Raw genomic sequence first — 18,811 nt, forward strand, 5'->3', positions numbered from 1 at the left:
CCTCACCCCAACCCTCTCCCCGCAAGCGGGGAGAGGGGGAGGAGAGAGCGGTGCTCGCGTCGGCCTCAGCGCCCAAAACGCCTGGCGAGCATTTCTTTCAAAATCTGCCGCTTGATCTGCTTGTTGGTGAGCGCGCCGTCGTGCCACCAGAAGCCGTCGGCCTTCATCTTCTTGGCGGCGCGGACGAAACGCTCGGCGACTTCGGCGAAGTCGGCATCGCTGTAGTTCAAGCTGAAGATCAGCCGTCCGGTGCCGACCCAGCTCAGCGACAGGCCCTCGGCGCGCAGGTAATATTGCAGCATCCAGTTGTAGCGGGACGGGGTGGTGTATTTGACCGTCCAGATCGACGAGAAGTTGGCGAACCGCACCGGCAGGTCGGCGTCGGTCATCATCTGATTGAGTTTTTGCGTGCGGCCGTCCCAGGTCGCATCCAGACCGTCATAGATTGCGCGGAAGTTCGGGCTGGCGAGCCGGCTCAAGAACTCGTCCATCGCCGTCATGACGTAGGGATGCGAGTTGAAGGTGCCGCGCGCGAAGCAGATGTCGGCGGGGCGGTCGTCACGGAAGCGCCGCATGAGATCACGTTTGCCGCAGACGACGCCGACCGGCAGGCCGCCGGCAAGGCTCTTGCCGTAGGTCACCATGTCGGCGCGCACGCCAAAATACTCCTGCGCGCCACCGGCGGCGAGGCGGAAGCCGACGAAGACCTCGTCAAGAATCAGGACGATGCCGCGTTGGTCGCAGACCTCGCGGAGCTGCTTCAGCCATTCGGTGTAGGTCGCACGGTCGAAGTTGCCGCCGCGCGAGGAATCGACCAGCGAGGAATCGCCGGGCGCGTTGCTGTTCGGGTGCAGGCCTTGCAGCGGATTGACCAGCACGCAGGCGATGTCCTTGCGCGTGCGCAGCACGTGCAGCGTCTTCTCGGACATTTCGGCGAGCGTATAGGTCTCGTGCGCGGCGATGGGGTTGCCGACGCCGGGCTGCACGTCGCCCCACCAGCCGTGATAGGCCCCCGCAAAACGGACGAGATGCGTGCGCTTGGTATGGTAGCGCGCGAGCCGCACGGCCTGCATCACGGCCTCGGTGCCGGACATGTGGAAGGAGATTTCGTCCAGCCCCGAGATCTGGCGGAGCCGCGCGACGTTTTCGAGGATGACGGGATGGTAGGGCCCGAGCACCGGCCCCAGCGCATGCGCGCGCTTCTCGGCGCCTTCGATGCACTCCTTGTAAAAGTCGTTGCCAAAAATGTTGACGCCGTAGGAGCCGGTGAGGTCGTAGGAGGTGTTGCCGTCGACGTCAGTGACGGTGACACCGCTCGAGGACTCCATGAAGGTCGAGGTGCCCAGATGTTCGCGGACGAGGCGCGAGAACTGGAACGGCACGCGGTAGGTCTCGGTGAATTGCAGGTCGGAGATCGTCTCGACCGCCTCCTTGGTCATCGCGCGGCCCTTGGGGTAACGCTCGGCGTAAAGCTTGGCGAGACGGAAGAACGCGTCCTTGCGCTGGGCCGCGACATTCACGGGCGCGCCGTCGCAGGCAAAGTATGTGTCGCCTTCGAACTCGTAGAACGGGAGCAGCTTTGCCACCCGGCGCGACATCTTGGAATGCCCGGCGAGCGAGCGATGTTTGGCGCGGGAGAGTTCGACTCGCGCTTTCAGCTTCGGGAAGACAGCGGCAGCGGACGCTGCGGCGGCCACGGACAATGAGAGAATCGGGAGTGTCGTTTCCATGACAACAAGCGCTAATACTGCGAGCTGACAGATTCATGACAGTCAAAGCCCTCATCGCCTCTTTCACCCAGCAGGAAGACCTCAATTTCCTGCTCACCAACCGCATCCCCCGCGCCGCGCTGACCCGCTTCATGGGCTGGTTCTCCAAGATCGAGAACCCGCTGGTGCGGGATGTCTCGATCGCGCTGTGGAAGCTGTTCTCCGATCTCGATCTGTCGGAGGCGCGCAAGACTCACTTCAAGAGCCTGCACGATTGCTTCACCCGCGAGCTCAAGCCCGGCCTGCGTCCCTTCGACATGGATCCTGGGATCGTCGCGAGTCCGTCGGACGGCATCGTTGGTGCCCACGGCAGGATCGCCGACACCGAGCTGTTCCAGGTCAAGGGCGCGCCGTATTCGCTGCTCGATCTCGTCGGTGACCCCGCCCTCGTCGAGCAGCATCGCAACGGATCCTTCCTCACGGTGCGGCTGACCTCGAGCATGTATCATCGCTTCCACGCCCCCTATGACGCGCATATCGAGCGCGTGACGCTGATCCATGGCGACGTCTGGAACGTCAATCCGATCGCGCTGAAGCGGGTGGAGCGTCTGTTTTGCAAGAACGAGCGCGCGGTGATCCGCACGCATCTCAGCTCCGGCGAGGCGGTGACGCTGGTGCCGGTTGCGGCGATTCTGGTGGCCAGCATCCGCCTGCATTTCCTCGATAGGGTCTTGAACGCGCAGACGCGCGGACCGGTCAACTTTCCCTGCGACGTCAACGTGAGGAAGGGTGACGAGCTCGGCTGGTTCGAGCACGGCTCGACGATCATCATCCTCGCGCCGGGCGATTTTACGTTCTGCGACGGTATCGCGGAAGGTACGCGCATCCGCGCGGGTCAGGCGCTGCTGAGAAGAAAGTAGCCTTCAATCTGCCGCGCCGGCCGCCTATATCCTCTCGCGGGACGGTTCGAACGGTGGATTTGAGAGATGGCGCGGGCGCCGGTCATGGCGGCGGGTGGAATCGTGTTGCGGCGGGGCGAGACGCCGCTGATCGCGGTCGTGCGCCAGCGCAAGCGCAATGAATGGGTGTTGCCGAAGGGCAAGCTCGACGACGGCGAGACGCCGAGGGAAGCCGCGCATCGCGAGGTGCTTGAAGAGACCGGCCACGATGTCGTCGTGCACGAGTTTGTGGGCACGCTCGCCTATCAGATGGGCGGTGGCACCAAGGTCGTGCACTTCTGGCGCATGGAAGCCGGCGGCGCGCCGGTCCGCAAGCTCTCGAACGACATCAAGGCGGTGGACTGGGTGACGCTGGACGAGGCCCTCAAGCGCCTCTCGCGCGAATATGAGCGCGCGTTTCTGAGCCATGTCGGCCCGATCGCACTCGCGGCGGCCGGCATCACGTCAGCGATCGAGATGGAGGCAACGCCGCCGCTCGCGGCCGACGCCATCGATGCCACCATGCAGACCCTGACGCCCGCCGAAGCTGCTTCTGTCACGGAGCGTCCCGGTCTGTTGCACAAGGTCAAATCCTGGCTGCGCGGAGAGGCGTGATCCTTCTTTACCTCGCCCCGCAAGCGGGGAGAGGGAGTGCACCGTCGCTGCGGATCCAGTGACGAACTAACGCCGCTCCTTCTCCTTCGGCGCCGGTGCCGGCTTGCGCGGCGCTGCGACAGGTCGCTGTGCACCGGGCAGGCGCTGCTGGAATCCGGGCTGACGTAATCCGCCCTGCGGCGCCGGGAGCGCTGCCGGCGCGCCGCCTTGTCCGGGCTGCAATCCCGTGCGCGGCGTCTGTGATGGAGGCGTCACGCCCGGCTGCGTCGGCGTGGTGCCGCCTTGCTGCGGCGGCGTCTGACCAGTGCGCGGCAATTGCGCAGGCGGCGTGCCGCCGGGCTGCGTGGTCTGGCCTGCGCGCGGCGGCGTGCCCGTTGGCTGACCGGTGCCTTGCGGCTGCCCTTGGCCCGCACGCGGCGCGCCCGGAGTCTGTCCTTGTCCTGCGCGGGGCGTGCCTTGTCCCGCGCGCGGCGTGCCCGGCTGCACGGCGCCGCCTTGCCGCTGCGGTGGCTGCGTGCCCTGGCGGTTAGGCGCACCCGGCGGCGTCTGCTGGCCCGGACGCCTCTGGCCCGGCTGTCCGTTCGGAAGCTGTTGCTGTCCCGGCTGTGCCGGCACCGCGTTCGGGCGTTGTTGCTGCTGCGGCGGTTGACCCGGCGGTCCCGAACGCTGCGGGCGGTTGGGATTGAGCACGGTCGGATTGGCGCGGCGGAAGTCGCGCTGCTCGGTGACGATCTGCCGGCCCGTGGTCTGCGCCAGATGCACCTGGCGGACAAAACCCTGATCGCGCGCGATCTGCTGTGGCGCGATGGTGATCGGCACGGCGGCGAAGCGCACGCCGCCGGTGCCGGGCCGGATCGCAAAGCCGCTGGACGCCTGGGTCAGAAAGCCGAGCCGGCCGCCGCTGGTGCGATCGTTGACCTCGATGCGTCCGACCCGCCCGTCGGCATCGGGATAGAGTTTGATGTTGACGTTGTTGGCCGCGGCTGCCGTCGCGCTCACACCCTCCGGTACCTCGACGACGCCGGTGGTGCCGCGAATGCCGAGCGTCGCTGTCGGCGTCGTGATCGTCATGTCGCCGGTCTTGGCCACCGCCGCGGCGACAAAGGCCACCGTGCCCTTGCCGACGTCAAAAATCGCCGCGTTCTGCTTGCCGCCGTCCTCATAGACATAATTGTCGATGGTGATTTTCGAGGAGGCCGAGAGATTGAACGTGGTGGAATCGTTGAAGGTGATGCTGAGCGCTGAGCTCGACGCCGTCTGCACGGTGTCGTTGAGATAGATGTCGTCGCGGACTTTCAGCGCGATCGAGTTCTTGTTGCGGATCACGGTCGCGATCCCCGTGACCGTCGCCACGTTGCCGATCGGCTCCTCGACGGGCTCGGCTGCAGGTGCTGCGGCGGCAGGGGCTTGCGGTGCCGCCGGTGTCGGCTGAGGTGTCGGTTGCGCCTGCGGCTGGGCCTGCGCGAGCTCGATCTGCTCGGACGCATGGGCATCACGCGTGCCGATCAAGACAAGCGCCAGCAACGGAAGCGCCAACAACGGAGAGGCGCAGCGGCGCCAGGCCAGCATCAATGCCACGAGGAGAGTCCCGGTCGGAAACAGGCGAGGTCGTCGGATTTCAGCCGGGGCCGGCTGAACGGCGGATGAACGCTTGTGTCACAAGCGCCATCCACGAGCAAACGCCACGCCCCGGTCTCTCGGGACGTGGCGCCATCATCATGCCGGGATGTTGGATCAGCCGCGCTTGTGCGGATTGATGTTCATCGGCTTGGAAGCTTTTGCCGGCGAGTAGTTGGCGGGCGTCGCCGCGGGCTCGGGGCGGAAGACGGCCTTGCAGCCGTCGCTGAGCTGCGAACGGTTGCGGATCATGCAGGCGGTCACGCGATCGACGTCGGGAATTTCGGAGCTGCAGAGGCGCATCGCGTCGCCGGTGCACATCTGCTCCTGCTCCTGCGAGTAGGCGAGGGCCGCCGTCGAAAGCGCGCCCAGCATGAAGGTCGCAGCCACGAGCATGGTGCAGTTGCGGATCGTCGAAGCGATGAAAGCCATTCTGTTGTCCCCTTGGAACTTGTGAGGCGCCGGTCGCGGCGCTTCGTCGGGCGGGACAAGTAGGGGCAGGTCGTTTCAGGAATTTGTCGTGCAAACGTAAAATGGTTTCGTCGCACGCGGCTTTTGTTTCGTTAACGCACTCTTCAGCATCCGAGGCGCGCTCGTCGCGCGCCTCGGATGTCTCGTATTAACTGACGCGCTTCCAGGTCTGGCCGCCGCAGAACATGCCGCCGAAAGCACAGCCCTGCACGCGCAGTGCGTTCGGACCCTTCATCGCGATCGTCGAGTCGTAGTTGCGGCCGGAGTCGGGGTCATGAATGCGGCCGGTCCACTTGGCGCCGTCAGGACGCATGTTGATCAAAATCTTCTCGTTGGTCTTCTCGGCATAGCCGCAGAGATTGGTGCCGCACTGTTCGACGCGGACGTTGCCCTTGTTCTCTTCGGTCGCCCAGATGCCGAGCGGCGTGGTCGGCGCGACAACCGGGGCAGGCGCAGCGGCAACCGGAGCCGGAGCGGTCACTGCCGGCGCAGCAACGGGAGCCGGAGGAGCGACGGGCGCGGGAGCAGTCGTCGTCGTGGTGGTGTCGAAGCCGACGCCAGGCGTTGCAGCGGCCACGGTGGTGGACGGCGCGGCTGGCGCGGTGACGGTCGGGGCAACGGGAGCGGGCGCCTGCACCTGGGTCTGCGGCGCGGGCTGCGGAGCGACTGGTGCGGGCGCGGGCGTCGTCGTGCTGTTCGAGGCGACGTCGTCGTCATCCTTCGAACCAAAACCCTTGAGGTCGATGTTCTTCAGCGTGATCGGCTTGTCCGACAGGCCGGGCGCCAAGATGGTGACGCAGTTGAGCGAGGCGCAGTTCTTCGGCGCCTGGATGTGAATCTTCTGTCCTTCGATCTGGAAGGAGATCGAGCTGCCGGCATGTGCTGCGGCGGTCGATGCAAGGAAAAGAGCGGCGGCGGCGATACTGAGCTTGTTCATGATAGCCTCCCAAGATGCTCGTGATGGCCTGAAGTCGGTGGAACCGGATGCGTGGTTCGACCCTACGCCGCCTGCCGCACGCCTTCTGTGACCGACGTCACGACGCTCCGCCCGGTCCGCCAGCAACAAGGTGAGCCAGGTCACATTCAGCCCGCATGACCTTCCCGTATCGTTCCAGCCATCTTCTGGGAGGCTGCGATGAAACGCTTTGGAATGTTCATCGTCCTGATGGCGATCAGCTCATCCGCCAATGCCGGGTCCTACTCCTTTGTGATCGGTGGCCGGCACATCCATATCGAGGCGCCGCGGAATTGCAGGTCGAGCTCGTGTGTCTCGGTGCAGTCCTTCGAACGCAAGTCCGAGCCGAGAGATCAGCCGGTGGCCGCGCCGGTTGCCGCCCCCGTGAGTCCGCCGGCACCGGCGGCCGCTCCGGCATCAGCGCCAGCCTGCGCGCCAGCGCCCGCACCCGCCGCGATAAAGCCGGCTGCGCCGATCATTGCCGCGGCGCCACCACCTCCGCCGCCGACAGCGCCGGTGCTTGCGTCGACCACCGCGCAGGACGTCACATTGCCGCCGTTGCCAAAGCTCGAGCCGCCGAAGTTCGAGTTGCCGCAGACGTCGTCGCTCGCGCCTCCGCCTCCGGTCAAAGCGGACGTTACGCCGGTCTCGCAGCGGACCGAGGATGATCCCGCCGACCTGCCGCTCGGCCAATGGGAAACCGCCGAAGGCAAGGGCACCGTCCGCATCGAGCGCTGCGGTACCGCGCTCTGCGGCTACGCGCTGACCGAGACCGCCTCGGACAAGGGCGAGAGCGTGCTCGTCAACATGAAGTCGAAATCAGCCTCCGTCTGGAGCGGCAGCGTCTACAGTCGCGACACCGGCAACACCTATTATGCGACCATGACGCTGAAGAGCGCGAACCGGCTCCACGTCGAAGCCTGCGCGCTCGGCCGCTTCTTCTGCTCCGGCAACGACTGGACGCGGATCGAGGAGCGGCAGGGCAAGCTGCTGACGACACAGCGGCAGTGGAGCGGCGCACGGTCGTAGTCGATGCCACCCTCTCCTGGAGGGCCCTCCAGGACCGGATCATGTTGCTCGAACTTCTGATCACACAACAAAACGCCCGACGGCCGGAAACACCAGCGACGCCGGGCGTCATGTCAATGCGACACTCAAAAGCGGACTAGATCACGCCGAGGACGATTGCTCCGACAAAGGCCATTGCGAGGTACGCGGTGGCAACGCTCAGTCTCACACCGAACGTCATGCAGGGCTCCCTCATATCGCGCGGTATCAGCGCAGTTTTCGAGGTTAACAGGGAGTTGCTCTCCCAAAAAGTCAGCCTTGCTGTCGCTCGCCCGGTGGTCCACAGGCTCGCATGGTTAAAGAAACGTGAAATCAACGCGTTGAAGAGTCCTTAAATATATTCGCCCAACGTGCCCGCATGACGCGCGGAGTTCGTTTGTATCTCGTCGGCTCCATCGTCCTTGTATCGCTAGCAGGTTGCGGGCGCGGCTTCTTCCAGGCCGAGCGCGAGCCGTGGCGGGGCGAGGCGGAAGCCGCTTGCCTGAAATCAGGCGCGGTCAAGGAAAGCCCCGACATCGTCCGCATCGATCCGATCTCCGGACCCGGTATGTGCGGCGCGGACTATCCCTTGAAGGTCGCGGCCCTCGGCGAAGCCGGCAGCAGTCTTGGTTTCGCCGACGAAACTCTGCGTCCCCCTGGTACGGTCGGCAACCAGCCGCGCTGGCCGACATCGCAACCGACCTATTCACGCCCGTCGAACTATCCCGAAACCGCGGTGCGCCAGCCCTCCGGCTATGGCAATTCGTCGGGCCCGATCTCGCTCAGCGCGCCTGGCGTGCCGCCTGAGGAGGATGAGATCGACTTGCCGCCCGACGGCACGGATGCCGCCGGCGCCGCCCGCTACATGAACGCGCCGAGCTATCCCACGCGTCCGCCGCCGTCCTATTCGCAGCGTCCGGAGCAGCAGCCGGTACCGCGCCTCGGTCCCGGACCCGCGCAGGGATCGCCGGTCACTGCGGTCGGACCGGTCGTGGTGAAGCCGACGGCGACGCTGGCGTGCCCGATCGTCTCGGAACTCGACCGCTGGCTCGCCGACACCGTGCAGCCATCGGCGATGCGGTGGCTTGGCCAGCGCGTGGTCGAGATCAAGCAGATCTCCGCCTATTCATGTCGCGGCATGAACGGCAATTCGCGCGCCCATATCTCCGAGCACGCCTTTGGCAATGCGCTCGACATCGCCGCTTTCACGCTCGCCGATGGCCGCCGCGTCACCGTTAAGGACGGCTGGCGCGGCATGCCGGAAGAGCAGGGATTTTTGCGCGACGTCCAGGCCGGCGCCTGCGCGCACTTCACCACCGTGCTCGCGCCAGGGTCGAACGTCTATCACTACGATCATATCCACGTGGACCTGATGCGCCGCGCCAGCCGCCGCCTGATCTGCCAGCCGGCCGCGGTGTCAGGCGAAGAGGTCGCCGGGCGTGCGAGCGGGCGCAATCCTTACGCGTCGTCGCGCGAGCCCTATACGACCGGCTCGCTCGGCCGCAAGGACATGCGCAGCAAGCACAGGGTCAACGAGGAAGACGAATACGCGGACGATTAGCGTCTGGCGCGCGGCGTTCCGAAAGCGCCGCGTCTTCGGCAAAGTGCATCTGGCGCGCAAATATTTGCATCGCGCCGTTTCTCGCTCAAGCGCTTGAACTTCATTGGATAATCGCTCCCGGTCGGGTCCGGCAGGAGATTGGCACGGACGCTGCAATGACGGTGTCAGAGCCAACAGGCGCGGCAGCGCCCAGCGTCACCGGAACCCGCCATGCAGATGCGCGCGACCTTGCCGTCCTCCGATCTCGAAGAGCGCGTGCTGTCGCGCATCACGGAGGAGCGCTGGCTCGCACTGGCGTCCGAGCTGATCCGCACCGGCCAGCCGCGATCCGGCAATCCGCTCGATCCCGACCTGCCGTCGGCCGAGGAGGAGGCGATCTCGATGCTGGTTGCCGGCAAGCTCGAAGCCCTCGGCATGGCGGTCACCAAGCACAGCGCGCAACCGCATCGGCCCAACGTGCTGGGCGTGCTCCGGGGGCGGGAGGGTACGCCGTCCCTGATCCTCAACGATCACCTCGACACCTATCCGGTGGTCGAGCCCGAGAAGTGGCACATGACGGATTTCGATCCATTCAAGGCCACGCGCCATGGCGATCTGCTCTATGCGCGGGGAACGTCCGACACGCGCGGCAATCTCGCCGCCTCGCTGCTCGCGGTGCAGGCGCTGGTCGAAGCCGGCGTCAAGCTCGATGGCACATTGATGTGCTGCTACACCGTCGACGAGGAGCGCAACGGCACCGAAGGCTCGATCTACATGCTGAAGGAGGTCGGCCTCACCGCCGACTACGAGATCACCGCGGAGCCCACGGCGTGGGGCGACGTTTCCGGCGACTGGGGCATGAACCTCTCGGTCGCCAATTCCGGCCATTGCCTGATCGAGGTCACGGTCAAGGGAATCAAGTCGCACATCTGGCGGCCCGACATCAGCGTCAACGCCATCATGGAGGCGGCAAAGCTGCTGCCGACGCTGCAGAGCATGGCCTTTACTCACGTGCCCAGCAAGTTCATGGGGCACACGCCGCCGTGTTGCTCGGTGGTGCGCATTCGCGCCGGACTGCCCGGCGAGATGCAGTTCTCGCCGGATGCCTGCACGATCACGCTCGCGGTCGTCGGCATCGTACCCGGCATGACGCTGTCGAGCGTGATCGCCGACATCGAGCGCGTCGGGCGCGAGACCTTTGCTGGTATCAACGACGTCAGCGTTGCCGTGCGCCAGGTGCCGGGATCGCTGTTCGTCGAAGCCACCGAGCCGGTGCCGACCGACGAAGAGCCCTGCCGCTCGCTGCGCGCCGTCTATCGGCGCCTGATGGGCCGCGAGCCCGGCGTCAACCGCAAGAACGCCTTCAACGACACCATCCGCTTCCGCGAGGCCGGGATCAATGCCGTGACCTTCGGGCCGGGCGAGGACGGCTGGGCGGTCGACAATGAAAACATCTCGATCACGAAGTCGGTGATGGCGACGCGAATCTATGCGCTGACCATCATGCAGATCCTGGGAGTTCGCTCATGAGTGTCGAGGCAAGTCCCATGGCCGTCCCGATCAGTCCCGGCCGCGTGAATAACGTCAGGCTCCGGCTTCCGGCTATTCCGCGCTCGTTCCTGCTGTCGTCGCTTACGGTGGCGATGCTGCTCGCCGCGTGGATCGTGGTCACGCAGATGGGCTGGGCCAACGAGCTGTTCTTGCCGAAGCCGCAGGCCGTGTGGGCCGCTTTCGTCAAGACCATGACCAAGGGATATCAGGGCGCGACGCTGCTGCAGCACCTCGGCGCGAGCCTCTATCGCATCCTCGTGGCCTTTGCGCTCGCCTGCCTCATCGGCATTCCCCTGGGGGTGCTGATGGGGGTGTCGCGGAGCTCGCGGGCGCTGCTCAATCCGCTGATCGAGTTCTACCGGCCGCTGCCGCCGCTCGGCCTCTACACGCTGCTGGTGATGTGGCTCGGCATCGGCGAAAGCTCAAAACTGTCGCTGCTGTTCCTCGCAGGCCTGCCCGGCATCGTCATCTCGACGATCCAGGCGGTGACGAGCGTCGATCCCGTCTATGTGCGCGCCGCGCAATCGCTCGGTGCGGGTCGCCGCGAATTGCTGTTCCACGTCTACCTGCCGGCGGCGGGGCCGCTGATCCTCGCCGGCATGCGCATCTCGCTCGGCTTCACCTACACGGTGCTGGTGGCCGCCGAGATCGTCGCCGCATCCGCCGGCATCGGCTGGATGATCTGGGACGCCGCAAAGTTCCTGCTGTCCGACGTCGTGATCATGGGCCTGATCGTGCTTGGCCTGACCGGTGTCGTGCTCGACCTGATCATGCGCGGCATCGCCAAGGCGCTGATGCCGTGGGCGTGAGGACGTTTTCGTTTCTTGTTCGAGGGGAGACCTGCATGATGAAGAGACTCTTAGTAACGCTCACCATCGCCACGCTGGCGATGACGCTCACGGCGCGTGCCGAAGACAAGCCGGCGAAGGTGACCGTCGGCTACCTCAACTTGGTCAACGCCCAGCTCGTCACAAAGCATCTCGGCCTGCTCGCCAAGGAGATGCCCGGTGTCGAGATCAAATACGTCAAGGTCGGCGGTGGTGGCGACATGCTACGCGCCATCGCTGGGAACGACGTCGATTTCGGCGGGCTCGGTAATCCGCCGACCGCGATCGGCGCCACCCGCGCCCTGCCGATCAAGGGCATCCTTGTCATCAACCTGCTCGACTATGTCGAGTCGATGGTGGTGCGGACCGACAAGAACATCACCTCGCTCAAGGACCTGAAGGGCAAGACGGTGGCGGCGCCGTTCGGCTCGACCACGCATTACCTTCTGCTCCAGGCGCTGAAGGACGAAGGCGTCGAGCCGTCCTCGATGAAGATCCTGGATCTCGCGCCGTCGGACATCGCCGCGGCCTGGCTCCGCGGCGACATCGACGCGGCCTGGTTCTGGGAGCCGAATCTCGACAAGGCCGTGAAGAATGGCGGGCGTATCCTGATCACCTCGGGTGACATGACGAAACGCGGCTATCCGACCTGGGACATCGGCGTGGTGATGAATGCCTTCGCCGAGAAATATCCGTCCTACGTCGAAAAATTCATCAAGGCCGAATGCGAAGGCATCGACTTCTGGCTGAAGAATCCTGACAAGACGGCGGAGATCATCGCGGAAGAGCTCTCCCTGCCGCTCGCGGACGCGACGCGTATGATGAAGGGGACCGGGATGGTTCCCTGCAACAAGCAGCTCACGGACGAATATCTCGGCACGTCCGCAAAGAAGGGCAAGTTCGTCGACACGCTGGTGTCAACGGCCGATTTCCTGGTGAAGCAGGAGCGCCTGCCGAAGCTGTTGCCGCGCTCCGACTTCGAAGCCTTCATCCAGCCGGCCTATATCGAGAAGGTGATCGGCCGCTGATCAAGTTGCCGGCGGGTAGCTCCGCCGGCACTCACCATCCCGAAACGTCCGTGGTCGACATGAATCTTGCGCCTCGCCATCTTCGCACAGCCTATCGCAATCGAACGCTCAGGCCGTCCGACGTGGTCGCGCATGTGCTGTCACGCCTGGCGGATGACGACCAGAGCGGGGTCTGGATATCGACAGTCGAGCCCGCGCAGGCGCTGGCTGCGGCGCGCGCGCTCGACGCCCGCATCGGCGAGATCGAGCGGCTCCCGCTCTATGGCCTCGTATTCTCCGTGAAAGATTGCATCGACGTGGCCGGCGAGCCGACGACGTCGGCCTGCCCGGAATTCGGCTATGTGGCCGAAAGCTCGAGCCCCGTGGTCGCCGACGCCATTGCTGCCGGCGCGATCTATGTCGGCAAGACCAACATGGATCAGTTCGCGACCGGGCTGGTCGGTGTGCGCACGCCCTATGGGATCGCGCGCAATCCGCACAATCCGTCCTACATTCCCGGCGGCTCCTCCTCGGGCGCGGCGGTGTCGGTCGCCACCGATACCTCATCCTTTGCCTTCGGCACCGACACTGGCGGGTCGGGCAGGGTGCCGGCGTCCTATTGCGGCGTCACCGGCTTCAAGCCGGCGCCGGGCGCGTTCAGCCAGCGCGGCATGGTCTACGCCTGCCGTAGCTTCGATACGATCTCGCTCTACACGCGCGAGCCGCAGGACGCTTACGACGTCTATCGCGTGCTCGCCCGGCCGGATCCCGAAGATAGTTTTTCGCCGATCGATTTCCCGGGCTGGCACGAGCAACCGTCTCCGGCGCGGCCGCTCAGGCTCGCAACGCCGCGGCACGATCAGCTCAAATTCTTTGGCAATGCGGAGACGGAATCGCTGTTCGCCGCTGCGCTTGAAAAGCTCGGTCGGCTCGGTCTGCCGATCGCGCCTGCCGACTTCGCGCCGTTCACCTCGATCAACGATTTGATGTTCTTAGGCCCGTTCCTGGCCGAGCGGGATGCCTCGGTCGGGGCCTTCCTCGACGCCCATCCGCAGGCCGGCGTGCAGATCGTGCGCGATCTCGTGACCGGGAGCCGGCGGTTTAGCGCGGCCGATGCCTACCGCGCCCTTTACCGGGTCAAGGACGTGCAGCGTTCCCTGCGCGATTTCTGGCAGGCTCATGATGCGCTGGTCGTGCCGACGGTCGGGACCGTGCTTCGGATCGAGGATGTCGCGCGCGATCCGCTGACCTCCAACTTCAACAACGGCTACTACACGAACTACGCCAATCCGCTCGGCCTCGCCGCCATCGCGGTCCCGAACGCGATGACCGGCGCGGGCGTGCCCTATGGTGTCACCTTTCTTGCGCCGGCGGGGCGGGAGCGCCTGCTCACCGATCTTGCGGGCGCTTTCATGGGAGCGGCGTCCCGCCCTGAACCGCTGCGGCGCGTTGCAATCTAACCGGATACCTCCTAGCCTTCGAGGCGTCGCTCGAAGGGAGACCGCAATTGGGGCGCAGCAGTGCGCACGAGGTGGCCGGTGCAGGTGAGCAATCCGTCGAGGCGCAAAAGGCCGGCGCCGGACGTTATTTGCTGAAAGCCCTGAACAGGTCGGACCTGACCCTGGTGATGGAGACCGGCAGGCTCGCGACCTATCAGAACCGCGAGCATCTCCTGAAGGAAGGCGCGCCCGCGGATGGCATCCACATCATCCTGAGCGGGATCGTCGAAAGCACCCATGCCGGCACGCAGGGACGCGAACTGATGTTGTCGACCTGGGAGACCGGCGATTTCGTCGGCGCGCCCTACATTCTCGGCGATCACCGGCATAGCTGGTCGGCGCGCGCGCTCGGCAAGGTCGAGGCGCTGCATCTCGACCAGGACGCGATACGCCGGCTGATCGCACAGTCGCCGTCATTCGCGGTCGCGCTGATCGAATGCCTGGGCTTCAAGGGCGAAACCTATTCCATGCTGGCCCAGACCCTGGCGGGACAGAAAGCGGCGGAGCGGCTGATCCTGCTGCTCGTCAAGCTGTGCGAGAATGCCGCGCAGGACGAGAGCGGGCCCATCTCGCTCGGACGCATCACGCAGGCCAACCTCGCGCGGATGATCGGGGCCACGCGGCAGTCGATCAGCCTGATCCTCAACCGCCTTCAGGACGACGGGATCATCGCGACCGGGCCGACCAAGATGGTCGTCAACGATCTCGCCGCGCTCCGCCGCGAGGTCGCCGATTAGTATCGGAACGGGTTACGTCCTGGTCCGCTTCGGCGGCGAGGGCGCGAGCCCCATGCACAACTGCACCTCGCCCGGGACATTGTAGGTGCGCATGATGTGACGGCTGTCGCGCAGACCGCTCGCCTCGCGCTGAACCACGAACATCCAGAGCGCGTGGCCGGCTTCCAGCACCAGCTTGCGCCGGGCCGGCTGCGCCGATGCCGGCATCTCCGAATCTTCATGAGCGGCATCGAATTCGCGCAAGCGCGCAAGCGCCTCTTCGAGCGCGCTGCCCATCCGTCCAAGCGCGGAGGCCTGTTCCTGGACGATCTCGTAGTGGAGGATATCGACGGGCGGGCGAAGGTCACGGGACATGGCGCAAATATAATGTCACGGCGTGCGTCTTCGCAACGCACGGAGCCTGTCCGGCGCGGGCGCTATTTCGCGCGATAGGCCGCCAAAAACATCCGTGTTGCGCTGTCGATCACCTCAGCGATGCGCTCTTCCGATGGCGCAGGTGCCGCCTGGAACACGAAAGGCAGGAACAGCGAGGCCTTGCACACCTCCATGAACTGGGCGGCGGCAAGCCGGCAGTCGTCGATGGCGAGGTGGCCGGCATGGACTTGGGCGCCGAGATAGTCGGCGAGGCGGTTGATGCTCTTCTCCAGCACGCGTTCGTAATAGCGCCGGCCGACATCAGGCATCCGCTCGGCGATCGCCATCACGGTGCGGATCGCCGATCCGCCGCCGGGCCGGCAGAGCAGATGGATATAGGCGCGGCCAAATTCCTTCAGCGTCGTCTCGGCGTCGCGCTCGGGATCGAAGGTGAAGACCACCTGGCCGTGCCGGAGCGACTCCTCCTCGACGATGGCTTCGAACAGGGCGCATTTGTCGGCGAAGTAAACGTACAGCGTGCCCTTGGAGACGGCCGCCGCGCGCGCGATCTCGCCCATGCTGGCGCCGTCAAAGCCGAGGTCCATGAATACCTTGCGGGCGCCGTCCATGATCTGCCGGCGCTTCGAGCTGTCCTCTTCCGAGACGACGTGAAGGGTGTGACGATCGGCTGCAACCATTGGTTTAGGTTTTCGAGAGGATTTTGACGATGGAAACCCAAAGAAAGGAATCGGCCCCCTAGGGTCCGCTGGGAATTAATCTATATTGACCGAACCGTTCGGTCAATGATATTTGTGGGGCAGCGAGGGAACAGGCCGCCAAGTGCGGCCCGCTTCGGTTCGCAAGTTTTTGAGCGGGGAGGCCGTAATGGCCGTATCGAGAGACCAGGCTGCGCGCGTCCTTCGCGAGACGTCGGACGCGGATAACGCAGCCCTGGGCGAGCAGCTTCGGTCGCACGTGGCTGAAGAAGCCAAGCGCCGCACCAGCGAGGCGCCTGAGAAGCACGTGTCCGAGAAGCCCGCAGCCGACACGCCCGTGCAAGGCGCACCCCCTGCTGCTGCCGGCGCACCGAAATCCGGCAAGCGCAAATTCGTCATGATGGGGATCGTCGCGCTGCTTGCGGCGGCGGCGGCAAGCTATGCCGGCTACTACACGCTGGTCGGCCGCTTCTACGTTTCCACCGACGACGCCTATGTGCGCGCCAACAACACCATGCTCGGCGCGCGCGTCGCGGGCCACATCTCGTCGATCCTGGCCGGCGACAACACCGTCGTGCGTGCCGGCGACATCGTCTTCCGCATCGACGACGGCGACTACAAGATCGCGGTCGAGGCCGCCAGCACGAAGATCGCGACCCAGCAGGCCACCATCGATCGTATCGGCCGCCAGGTCGCAGCGCTCGAAAGTCAGGTCGCGCAGTCCAAGGCGCAGCTCGCCTCGGCCGAAGCCGGCTTGAAGCGCGCCGATCTCGATTTCGAACGCCAGCAGGCGCTGAGCACCAAGGGTTTTGCCTCGCGCGCCACCTATGAAGTGTCGGAAGCCGGACGCGACCAGGGCGCGGCTGCGGTCAGGGCCGCGCAGGCCGCCCATGACGCCGCCGTCAGCAATGTCGACGTCGCCAAGGCGCAGCAGGCCGAGGCGCAGGCGCAGCTTGCCGAATTGAAGACCACGCTCGCCAAGGCCGAGCGCGACCTCACCTTCACCCTGGTGCGCGCGCCGGTCGACGGCATCTTCTCCAATCGCTTGGTCAACACCGGCGACTTCGTCGCGGTCGGCCAGCGGCTCGGCAACGTCGTGCCGCTCGACGAGGTCTTCATCGACGCCAATTTCAAGGAAACGCAGTTGAAGCGCATCCGTCCCGGCCAACCGGTCACGATCAAGGTCGATGCCTATGGCATGCGCAAATTCTCGGGCGTCGTCGACAGCATCGCGGCGGGCGCGGGCTCGGTGTTCACGCTGCTGCCGCCCGACAACGCCACCGGCAACTTCACCAAGATCGTGCAGCGCGTGCCGGTCCGCATCCGCGTGCCGAAATCGGTCGCCAGGCAGAACCTGCTGCGCGCCGGCATGTCGGTCTACGCCACCGTCGACACCAACAAGGGTGCGGAGAACGCCGACAGCGATGTCGACCTCGACGACCCCACCATGATCCACCCGAAGTAAGCGCGTCAGCGCGCCCGGGATCAGACGATGGCGACCGCCACGACCGCTTCTCCCGCCATGATGGCGAACCCGGCCGATGAACGCATCGCGCCGAAGAGGCTGGCTGCGTTCATCATCATGGTGTTCGGGATGTTCATGTCCATCCTGGACATCCAGATCGTCTCGGCCTCGCTGAGCGAGATCCAGGCCGGCCTCTCGGCGAGCTCGAGCGAGGTGTCCTGGGTCCAGACCTCCTATCTGATTGCCGAAGTGATCGCGATCCCGCTCTCGGGCTTCCTGTCGCGCGCGTTCGGCACGCGGCTGCTGTTCGCGATCTCCGCGGCAGGCTTCACCGTGTCGAGCCTGCTCTGCGGCTTCGCCACCACCATCGAGGAGATGATCCTCTGGCGCGCGCTGCAGGGCTTTCTGGGCGCCGGCATGATCCCGACGGTGTTCGCCTCGGCCTATACCGTGTTCCCGCGCACCAAATTCCACATCGTCGGTCCCATCATCGGGCTTGTCGCGACGCTGGCTCCCACAATCGGGCCGACGGTCGGCGGCTACATCACCGACCTGATGTCGTGGAACTGGCTGTTCTTCATCAACATCGTGCCCGGCATCGGCATCACCATCGGCGTGCTGGCGCTGGTCGATTTCGACGAGCCGCATTTCGAGCTGCTCGACCGCTTCGACTGGTGGGGCCTGATCTTCATGGCGGGCTTCCTCGGCACGCTGGAATATGTGCTGGAGGAAGGTCCGCACAATGAATGGCTGCAGGATACCTCGATTGCGGTCTGCGCCGGCATCTGCGCGATTTCGGCGGTCGCCTTCTTCTGGCGCGTGCTGACCGCGGTCGAGCCGATCGTCAATCTGCGCACGTTCTCCAACCGCAATTTCGCCGTCGGCTGCGTCCTGCAGTTCTGCGTCGGCATCGGCCTTTACGGCCTGACCTACATCTATCCGCGCTACCTCGCCGAAGTGCGCGGCTACAGCGCGCTGATGATCGGCGAGACCATGTTCGTGTCGGGTATCACCATGTTCCTGGTCGCGCCGCTGGTCGGCCGTCTCATGGTCAAGGTCGACATGCGCTACATGATCGCGTTCGGGCTGATCGTGTTCGCGATCGGCACCTATCAGATGACCTGGATCACCCGCGACTACGATTTCTACGAGCTCCTGATCCCGCAGATCATGCGCGGCATCGGCATGATGTTCGCGATGGTGCCGACCAACAACATCGCGCTCGGCACGCTGGCGCCGGAGCGGGTGAAGAACGCGAGCGGACTGTTCAACCTGATGCGCAATCTCGGCGGCGCGCTCGGACTTGCGGTCATCAACACTATGCTCAACGAGCGCACCGACCTGCACATCACGCGGCTGCAGGAGCGCGTGACCTGGGGCAACGCGACGGCGACCGAGACGCTCAACATGTTCATGCAGAAGTTCCAGGGCATGGGCGACGCCGCGTTGATGGCGATGAAGCAGCTCGCCCAGATCGTGCACCGCCAGGCCGTGGTGATGAGCTTTGGCGATGCCTTCTTCCTGCTGACCGTGTTCTATCTCGGCCTGAGCCTGCTGGTCACGCTGCTGGCCAAGCCGGCCTCGCCGATGGCAGGCGGCGACGCGCACTGACGCCGCGCCGCGTCAGAGCGAACCAATTTGCAACACTCGTCCGTGATCTCGCAGACGGCCAGTTGCCAACGGCGCGCGGTACATCTATAAAGCGCGCCTTCATTGCTCGAACCGGGGAGGGATTTGCATGATTTGGTCTTATTCGCAAATCG

18 protein-coding genes are annotated in these 18,811 nt (G+C 65.2%); 11 read left to right on the plus strand and 7 right to left on the minus strand.

The annotated features are described in order from the left end of the window. Positions 1-65: 65 nt before the first annotated feature. Positions 66-1,730 carry an aminotransferase class III-fold pyridoxal phosphate-dependent enzyme gene (locus C2U70_RS18680; RefSeq protein ID WP_140979894.1) on the minus strand — a complete coding sequence of 555 codons (1,665 nt, stop codon included), beginning with the start codon at positions 1,728-1,730 and terminating at the stop codon, positions 66-68. 35 nt (positions 1,731-1,765) lie between these two features. On the opposite strand from C2U70_RS18680, the gene asd reads away from it, so the two are divergent. Both asd and C2U70_RS18690 read left to right on the plus strand, forming a co-directional pair. Beyond that, positions 1,766-2,629 carry an archaetidylserine decarboxylase gene (gene asd / locus C2U70_RS18685; protein WP_140979895.1) on the plus strand — a complete coding sequence of 288 codons (864 nt, stop codon included), beginning with the start codon at positions 1,766-1,768 and terminating at the stop codon, positions 2,627-2,629. 66 nt (positions 2,630-2,695) lie between these two features. Further along, positions 2,696-3,262, plus strand: coding sequence for an NUDIX hydrolase (locus C2U70_RS18690; protein WP_140979896.1), 567 nt, complete (start codon positions 2,696-2,698; stop codon positions 3,260-3,262). 66 nt (positions 3,263-3,328) lie between these two features. Here C2U70_RS18690 and C2U70_RS18695 read toward each other — a convergent pair whose 3' ends face one another. The 3 genes from C2U70_RS18695 to C2U70_RS18705 form a co-directional block, all read right to left on the minus strand. Next, entirely contained in the window at positions 3,329-4,831 is a 1,503-nt protein-coding gene (locus C2U70_RS18695) for a FecR family protein (protein WP_186294349.1), read from the minus strand. A 165-nt stretch (positions 4,832-4,996) separates the two neighbouring features. Further along, positions 4,997-5,311 (minus strand): hypothetical protein, encoded by a 315-nt coding sequence (locus C2U70_RS18700; RefSeq protein WP_140979898.1) that lies wholly within the window; start codon positions 5,309-5,311, stop codon positions 4,997-4,999. A 187-nt stretch (positions 5,312-5,498) separates the two neighbouring features. After that, a complete protein-coding gene (locus tag C2U70_RS18705; RefSeq protein WP_140979899.1) occupies positions 5,499-6,287 on the minus strand; it encodes a DUF2147 domain-containing protein in 789 nt (262 codons plus the stop codon). Between the two features lie 198 nt (positions 6,288-6,485). On the opposite strand from C2U70_RS18705, the gene C2U70_RS18710 reads away from it, so the two are divergent. From C2U70_RS18710 to C2U70_RS18745, 7 genes are all read left to right on the plus strand, one after another. Further along, on the plus strand, positions 6,486-7,334 hold the full coding sequence (locus C2U70_RS18710) for a DUF2147 domain-containing protein (RefSeq protein ID WP_140979900.1): 849 nt from the start codon (positions 6,486-6,488) through the stop codon (positions 7,332-7,334). A gap of 397 nt (positions 7,335-7,731) precedes the next feature. Beyond that, on the plus strand, positions 7,732-8,913 hold the full coding sequence (locus C2U70_RS18720; protein WP_140979901.1) for an extensin-like domain-containing protein: 1,182 nt from the start codon (positions 7,732-7,734) through the stop codon (positions 8,911-8,913). Between the two features lie 210 nt (positions 8,914-9,123). Then, complete coding sequence (locus C2U70_RS18725; protein WP_140979902.1) at positions 9,124-10,422, plus strand: M20 family metallopeptidase; 1,299 nt, start codon at positions 9,124-9,126, stop codon at positions 10,420-10,422. Continuing rightward, entirely contained in the window at positions 10,419-11,252 is an 834-nt protein-coding gene (locus tag C2U70_RS18730; protein WP_140979903.1) for an ABC transporter permease, read from the plus strand. Before C2U70_RS18725 ends, C2U70_RS18730 begins: the two co-directional genes overlap by 4 nt. Before the next feature lie 35 nt (positions 11,253-11,287). Continuing rightward, positions 11,288-12,298 (plus strand): taurine ABC transporter substrate-binding protein, encoded by a 1,011-nt coding sequence (locus C2U70_RS18735; protein ID WP_140979904.1) that lies wholly within the window; start codon positions 11,288-11,290, stop codon positions 12,296-12,298. Positions 12,299-12,357: 59 nt separating this feature from the next. Then, positions 12,358-13,737: an amidase family protein gene (locus tag C2U70_RS18740; protein ID WP_140979905.1), complete on the plus strand. Its 1,380-nt coding sequence runs from the start codon at positions 12,358-12,360 to the stop codon at positions 13,735-13,737. A gap of 47 nt (positions 13,738-13,784) precedes the next feature. Next, complete coding sequence (locus C2U70_RS18745) at positions 13,785-14,513, plus strand: Crp/Fnr family transcriptional regulator (protein ID WP_140979906.1); 729 nt, start codon at positions 13,785-13,787, stop codon at positions 14,511-14,513. Positions 14,514-14,525: 12 nt separating this feature from the next. Here the strand turns inward: C2U70_RS18745 and C2U70_RS18750 are convergent, their stop codons facing one another. Further along, positions 14,526-14,867 carry a DUF6665 family protein gene (locus tag C2U70_RS18750; RefSeq protein WP_140979907.1) on the minus strand — a complete coding sequence of 114 codons (342 nt, stop codon included), beginning with the start codon at positions 14,865-14,867 and terminating at the stop codon, positions 14,526-14,528. A 62-nt stretch (positions 14,868-14,929) separates the two neighbouring features. Beyond that, positions 14,930-15,565, minus strand: a complete 636-nt coding sequence (locus C2U70_RS18755) for a TetR/AcrR family transcriptional regulator (RefSeq protein WP_140979908.1) — start codon at positions 15,563-15,565, stop codon at positions 14,930-14,932. Between the two features lie 187 nt (positions 15,566-15,752). On the opposite strand from C2U70_RS18755, the gene C2U70_RS18760 reads away from it, so the two are divergent. Next, complete coding sequence (locus C2U70_RS18760) at positions 15,753-17,048, plus strand: HlyD family secretion protein (RefSeq protein WP_140979909.1); 1,296 nt, start codon at positions 15,753-15,755, stop codon at positions 17,046-17,048. Positions 17,049-17,068: 20 nt separating this feature from the next. Here the strand turns inward: C2U70_RS18760 and C2U70_RS33690 are convergent, their stop codons facing one another. Next, a complete protein-coding gene (locus C2U70_RS33690) occupies positions 17,069-17,191 on the minus strand; it encodes a hypothetical protein (protein WP_283810387.1) in 123 nt (40 codons plus the stop codon). Between C2U70_RS33690 and C2U70_RS18765 the strand changes: the two genes are divergently transcribed. Continuing rightward, positions 17,166-18,659 (plus strand): DHA2 family efflux MFS transporter permease subunit, encoded by a 1,494-nt coding sequence (locus C2U70_RS18765; RefSeq protein ID WP_246666791.1) that lies wholly within the window; start codon positions 17,166-17,168, stop codon positions 18,657-18,659. The two genes, C2U70_RS33690 and C2U70_RS18765, sit on opposite strands and share 26 nt — an antisense overlap. Positions 18,660-18,811: the final 152 nt, after the last annotated feature.

The sequence above is a fragment of the Bradyrhizobium guangdongense genome, from assembly GCF_006483445.1.
GTDB lineage: Bacteria > Pseudomonadota > Alphaproteobacteria > Rhizobiales > Xanthobacteraceae > Bradyrhizobium > Bradyrhizobium guangdongense_A.

Bases quoted from the DNA above. Each gene is read 5' to 3' on its own strand.
- C2U70_RS18765 (WP_246666791.1), top strand. From the start codon at position 17,166: ATGGTGTTCGGGATGTTCATGTCCATCCTGGACATCCAGATCGTCTCG.
- C2U70_RS18750 (WP_140979907.1), bottom strand. From the start codon at position 14,867: ATGTCCCGTGACCTTCGCCCGCCCGTCGATATCCTCCACTACGAGATC.
- C2U70_RS18680 (WP_140979894.1), bottom strand. From the start codon at position 1,730: ATGGAAACGACACTCCCGATTCTCTCATTGTCCGTGGCCGCCGCAGCG.
- C2U70_RS18700 (WP_140979898.1), bottom strand. From the start codon at position 5,311: ATGGCTTTCATCGCTTCGACGATCCGCAACTGCACCATGCTCGTGGCT.
- C2U70_RS18720 (WP_140979901.1), top strand. From the start codon at position 7,732: ATGACGCGCGGAGTTCGTTTGTATCTCGTCGGCTCCATCGTCCTTGTA.
- C2U70_RS18695 (WP_186294349.1), bottom strand. From the start codon at position 4,831: ATGCTGGCCTGGCGCCGCTGCGCCTCTCCGTTGTTGGCGCTTCCGTTG.
- C2U70_RS18740 (WP_140979905.1), top strand. From the start codon at position 12,358: ATGAATCTTGCGCCTCGCCATCTTCGCACAGCCTATCGCAATCGAACG.
- asd (WP_140979895.1), top strand. From the start codon at position 1,766: ATGACAGTCAAAGCCCTCATCGCCTCTTTCACCCAGCAGGAAGACCTC.
- C2U70_RS18705 (WP_140979899.1), bottom strand. From the start codon at position 6,287: ATGAACAAGCTCAGTATCGCCGCCGCCGCTCTTTTCCTTGCATCGACC.
- C2U70_RS18730 (WP_140979903.1), top strand. From the start codon at position 10,419: ATGAGTGTCGAGGCAAGTCCCATGGCCGTCCCGATCAGTCCCGGCCGC.
- C2U70_RS18725 (WP_140979902.1), top strand. From the start codon at position 9,124: ATGCAGATGCGCGCGACCTTGCCGTCCTCCGATCTCGAAGAGCGCGTG.
- C2U70_RS18710 (WP_140979900.1), top strand. From the start codon at position 6,486: ATGAAACGCTTTGGAATGTTCATCGTCCTGATGGCGATCAGCTCATCC.
- C2U70_RS18690 (WP_140979896.1), top strand. From the start codon at position 2,696: ATGGCGCGGGCGCCGGTCATGGCGGCGGGTGGAATCGTGTTGCGGCGG.
- C2U70_RS18755 (WP_140979908.1), bottom strand. From the start codon at position 15,565: ATGGTTGCAGCCGATCGTCACACCCTTCACGTCGTCTCGGAAGAGGAC.
- C2U70_RS18760 (WP_140979909.1), top strand. From the start codon at position 15,753: ATGGCCGTATCGAGAGACCAGGCTGCGCGCGTCCTTCGCGAGACGTCG.
- C2U70_RS33690 (WP_283810387.1), bottom strand. From the start codon at position 17,191: ATGGACATGAACATCCCGAACACCATGATGATGAACGCAGCCAGCCTC.
- C2U70_RS18735 (WP_140979904.1), top strand. From the start codon at position 11,288: ATGATGAAGAGACTCTTAGTAACGCTCACCATCGCCACGCTGGCGATG.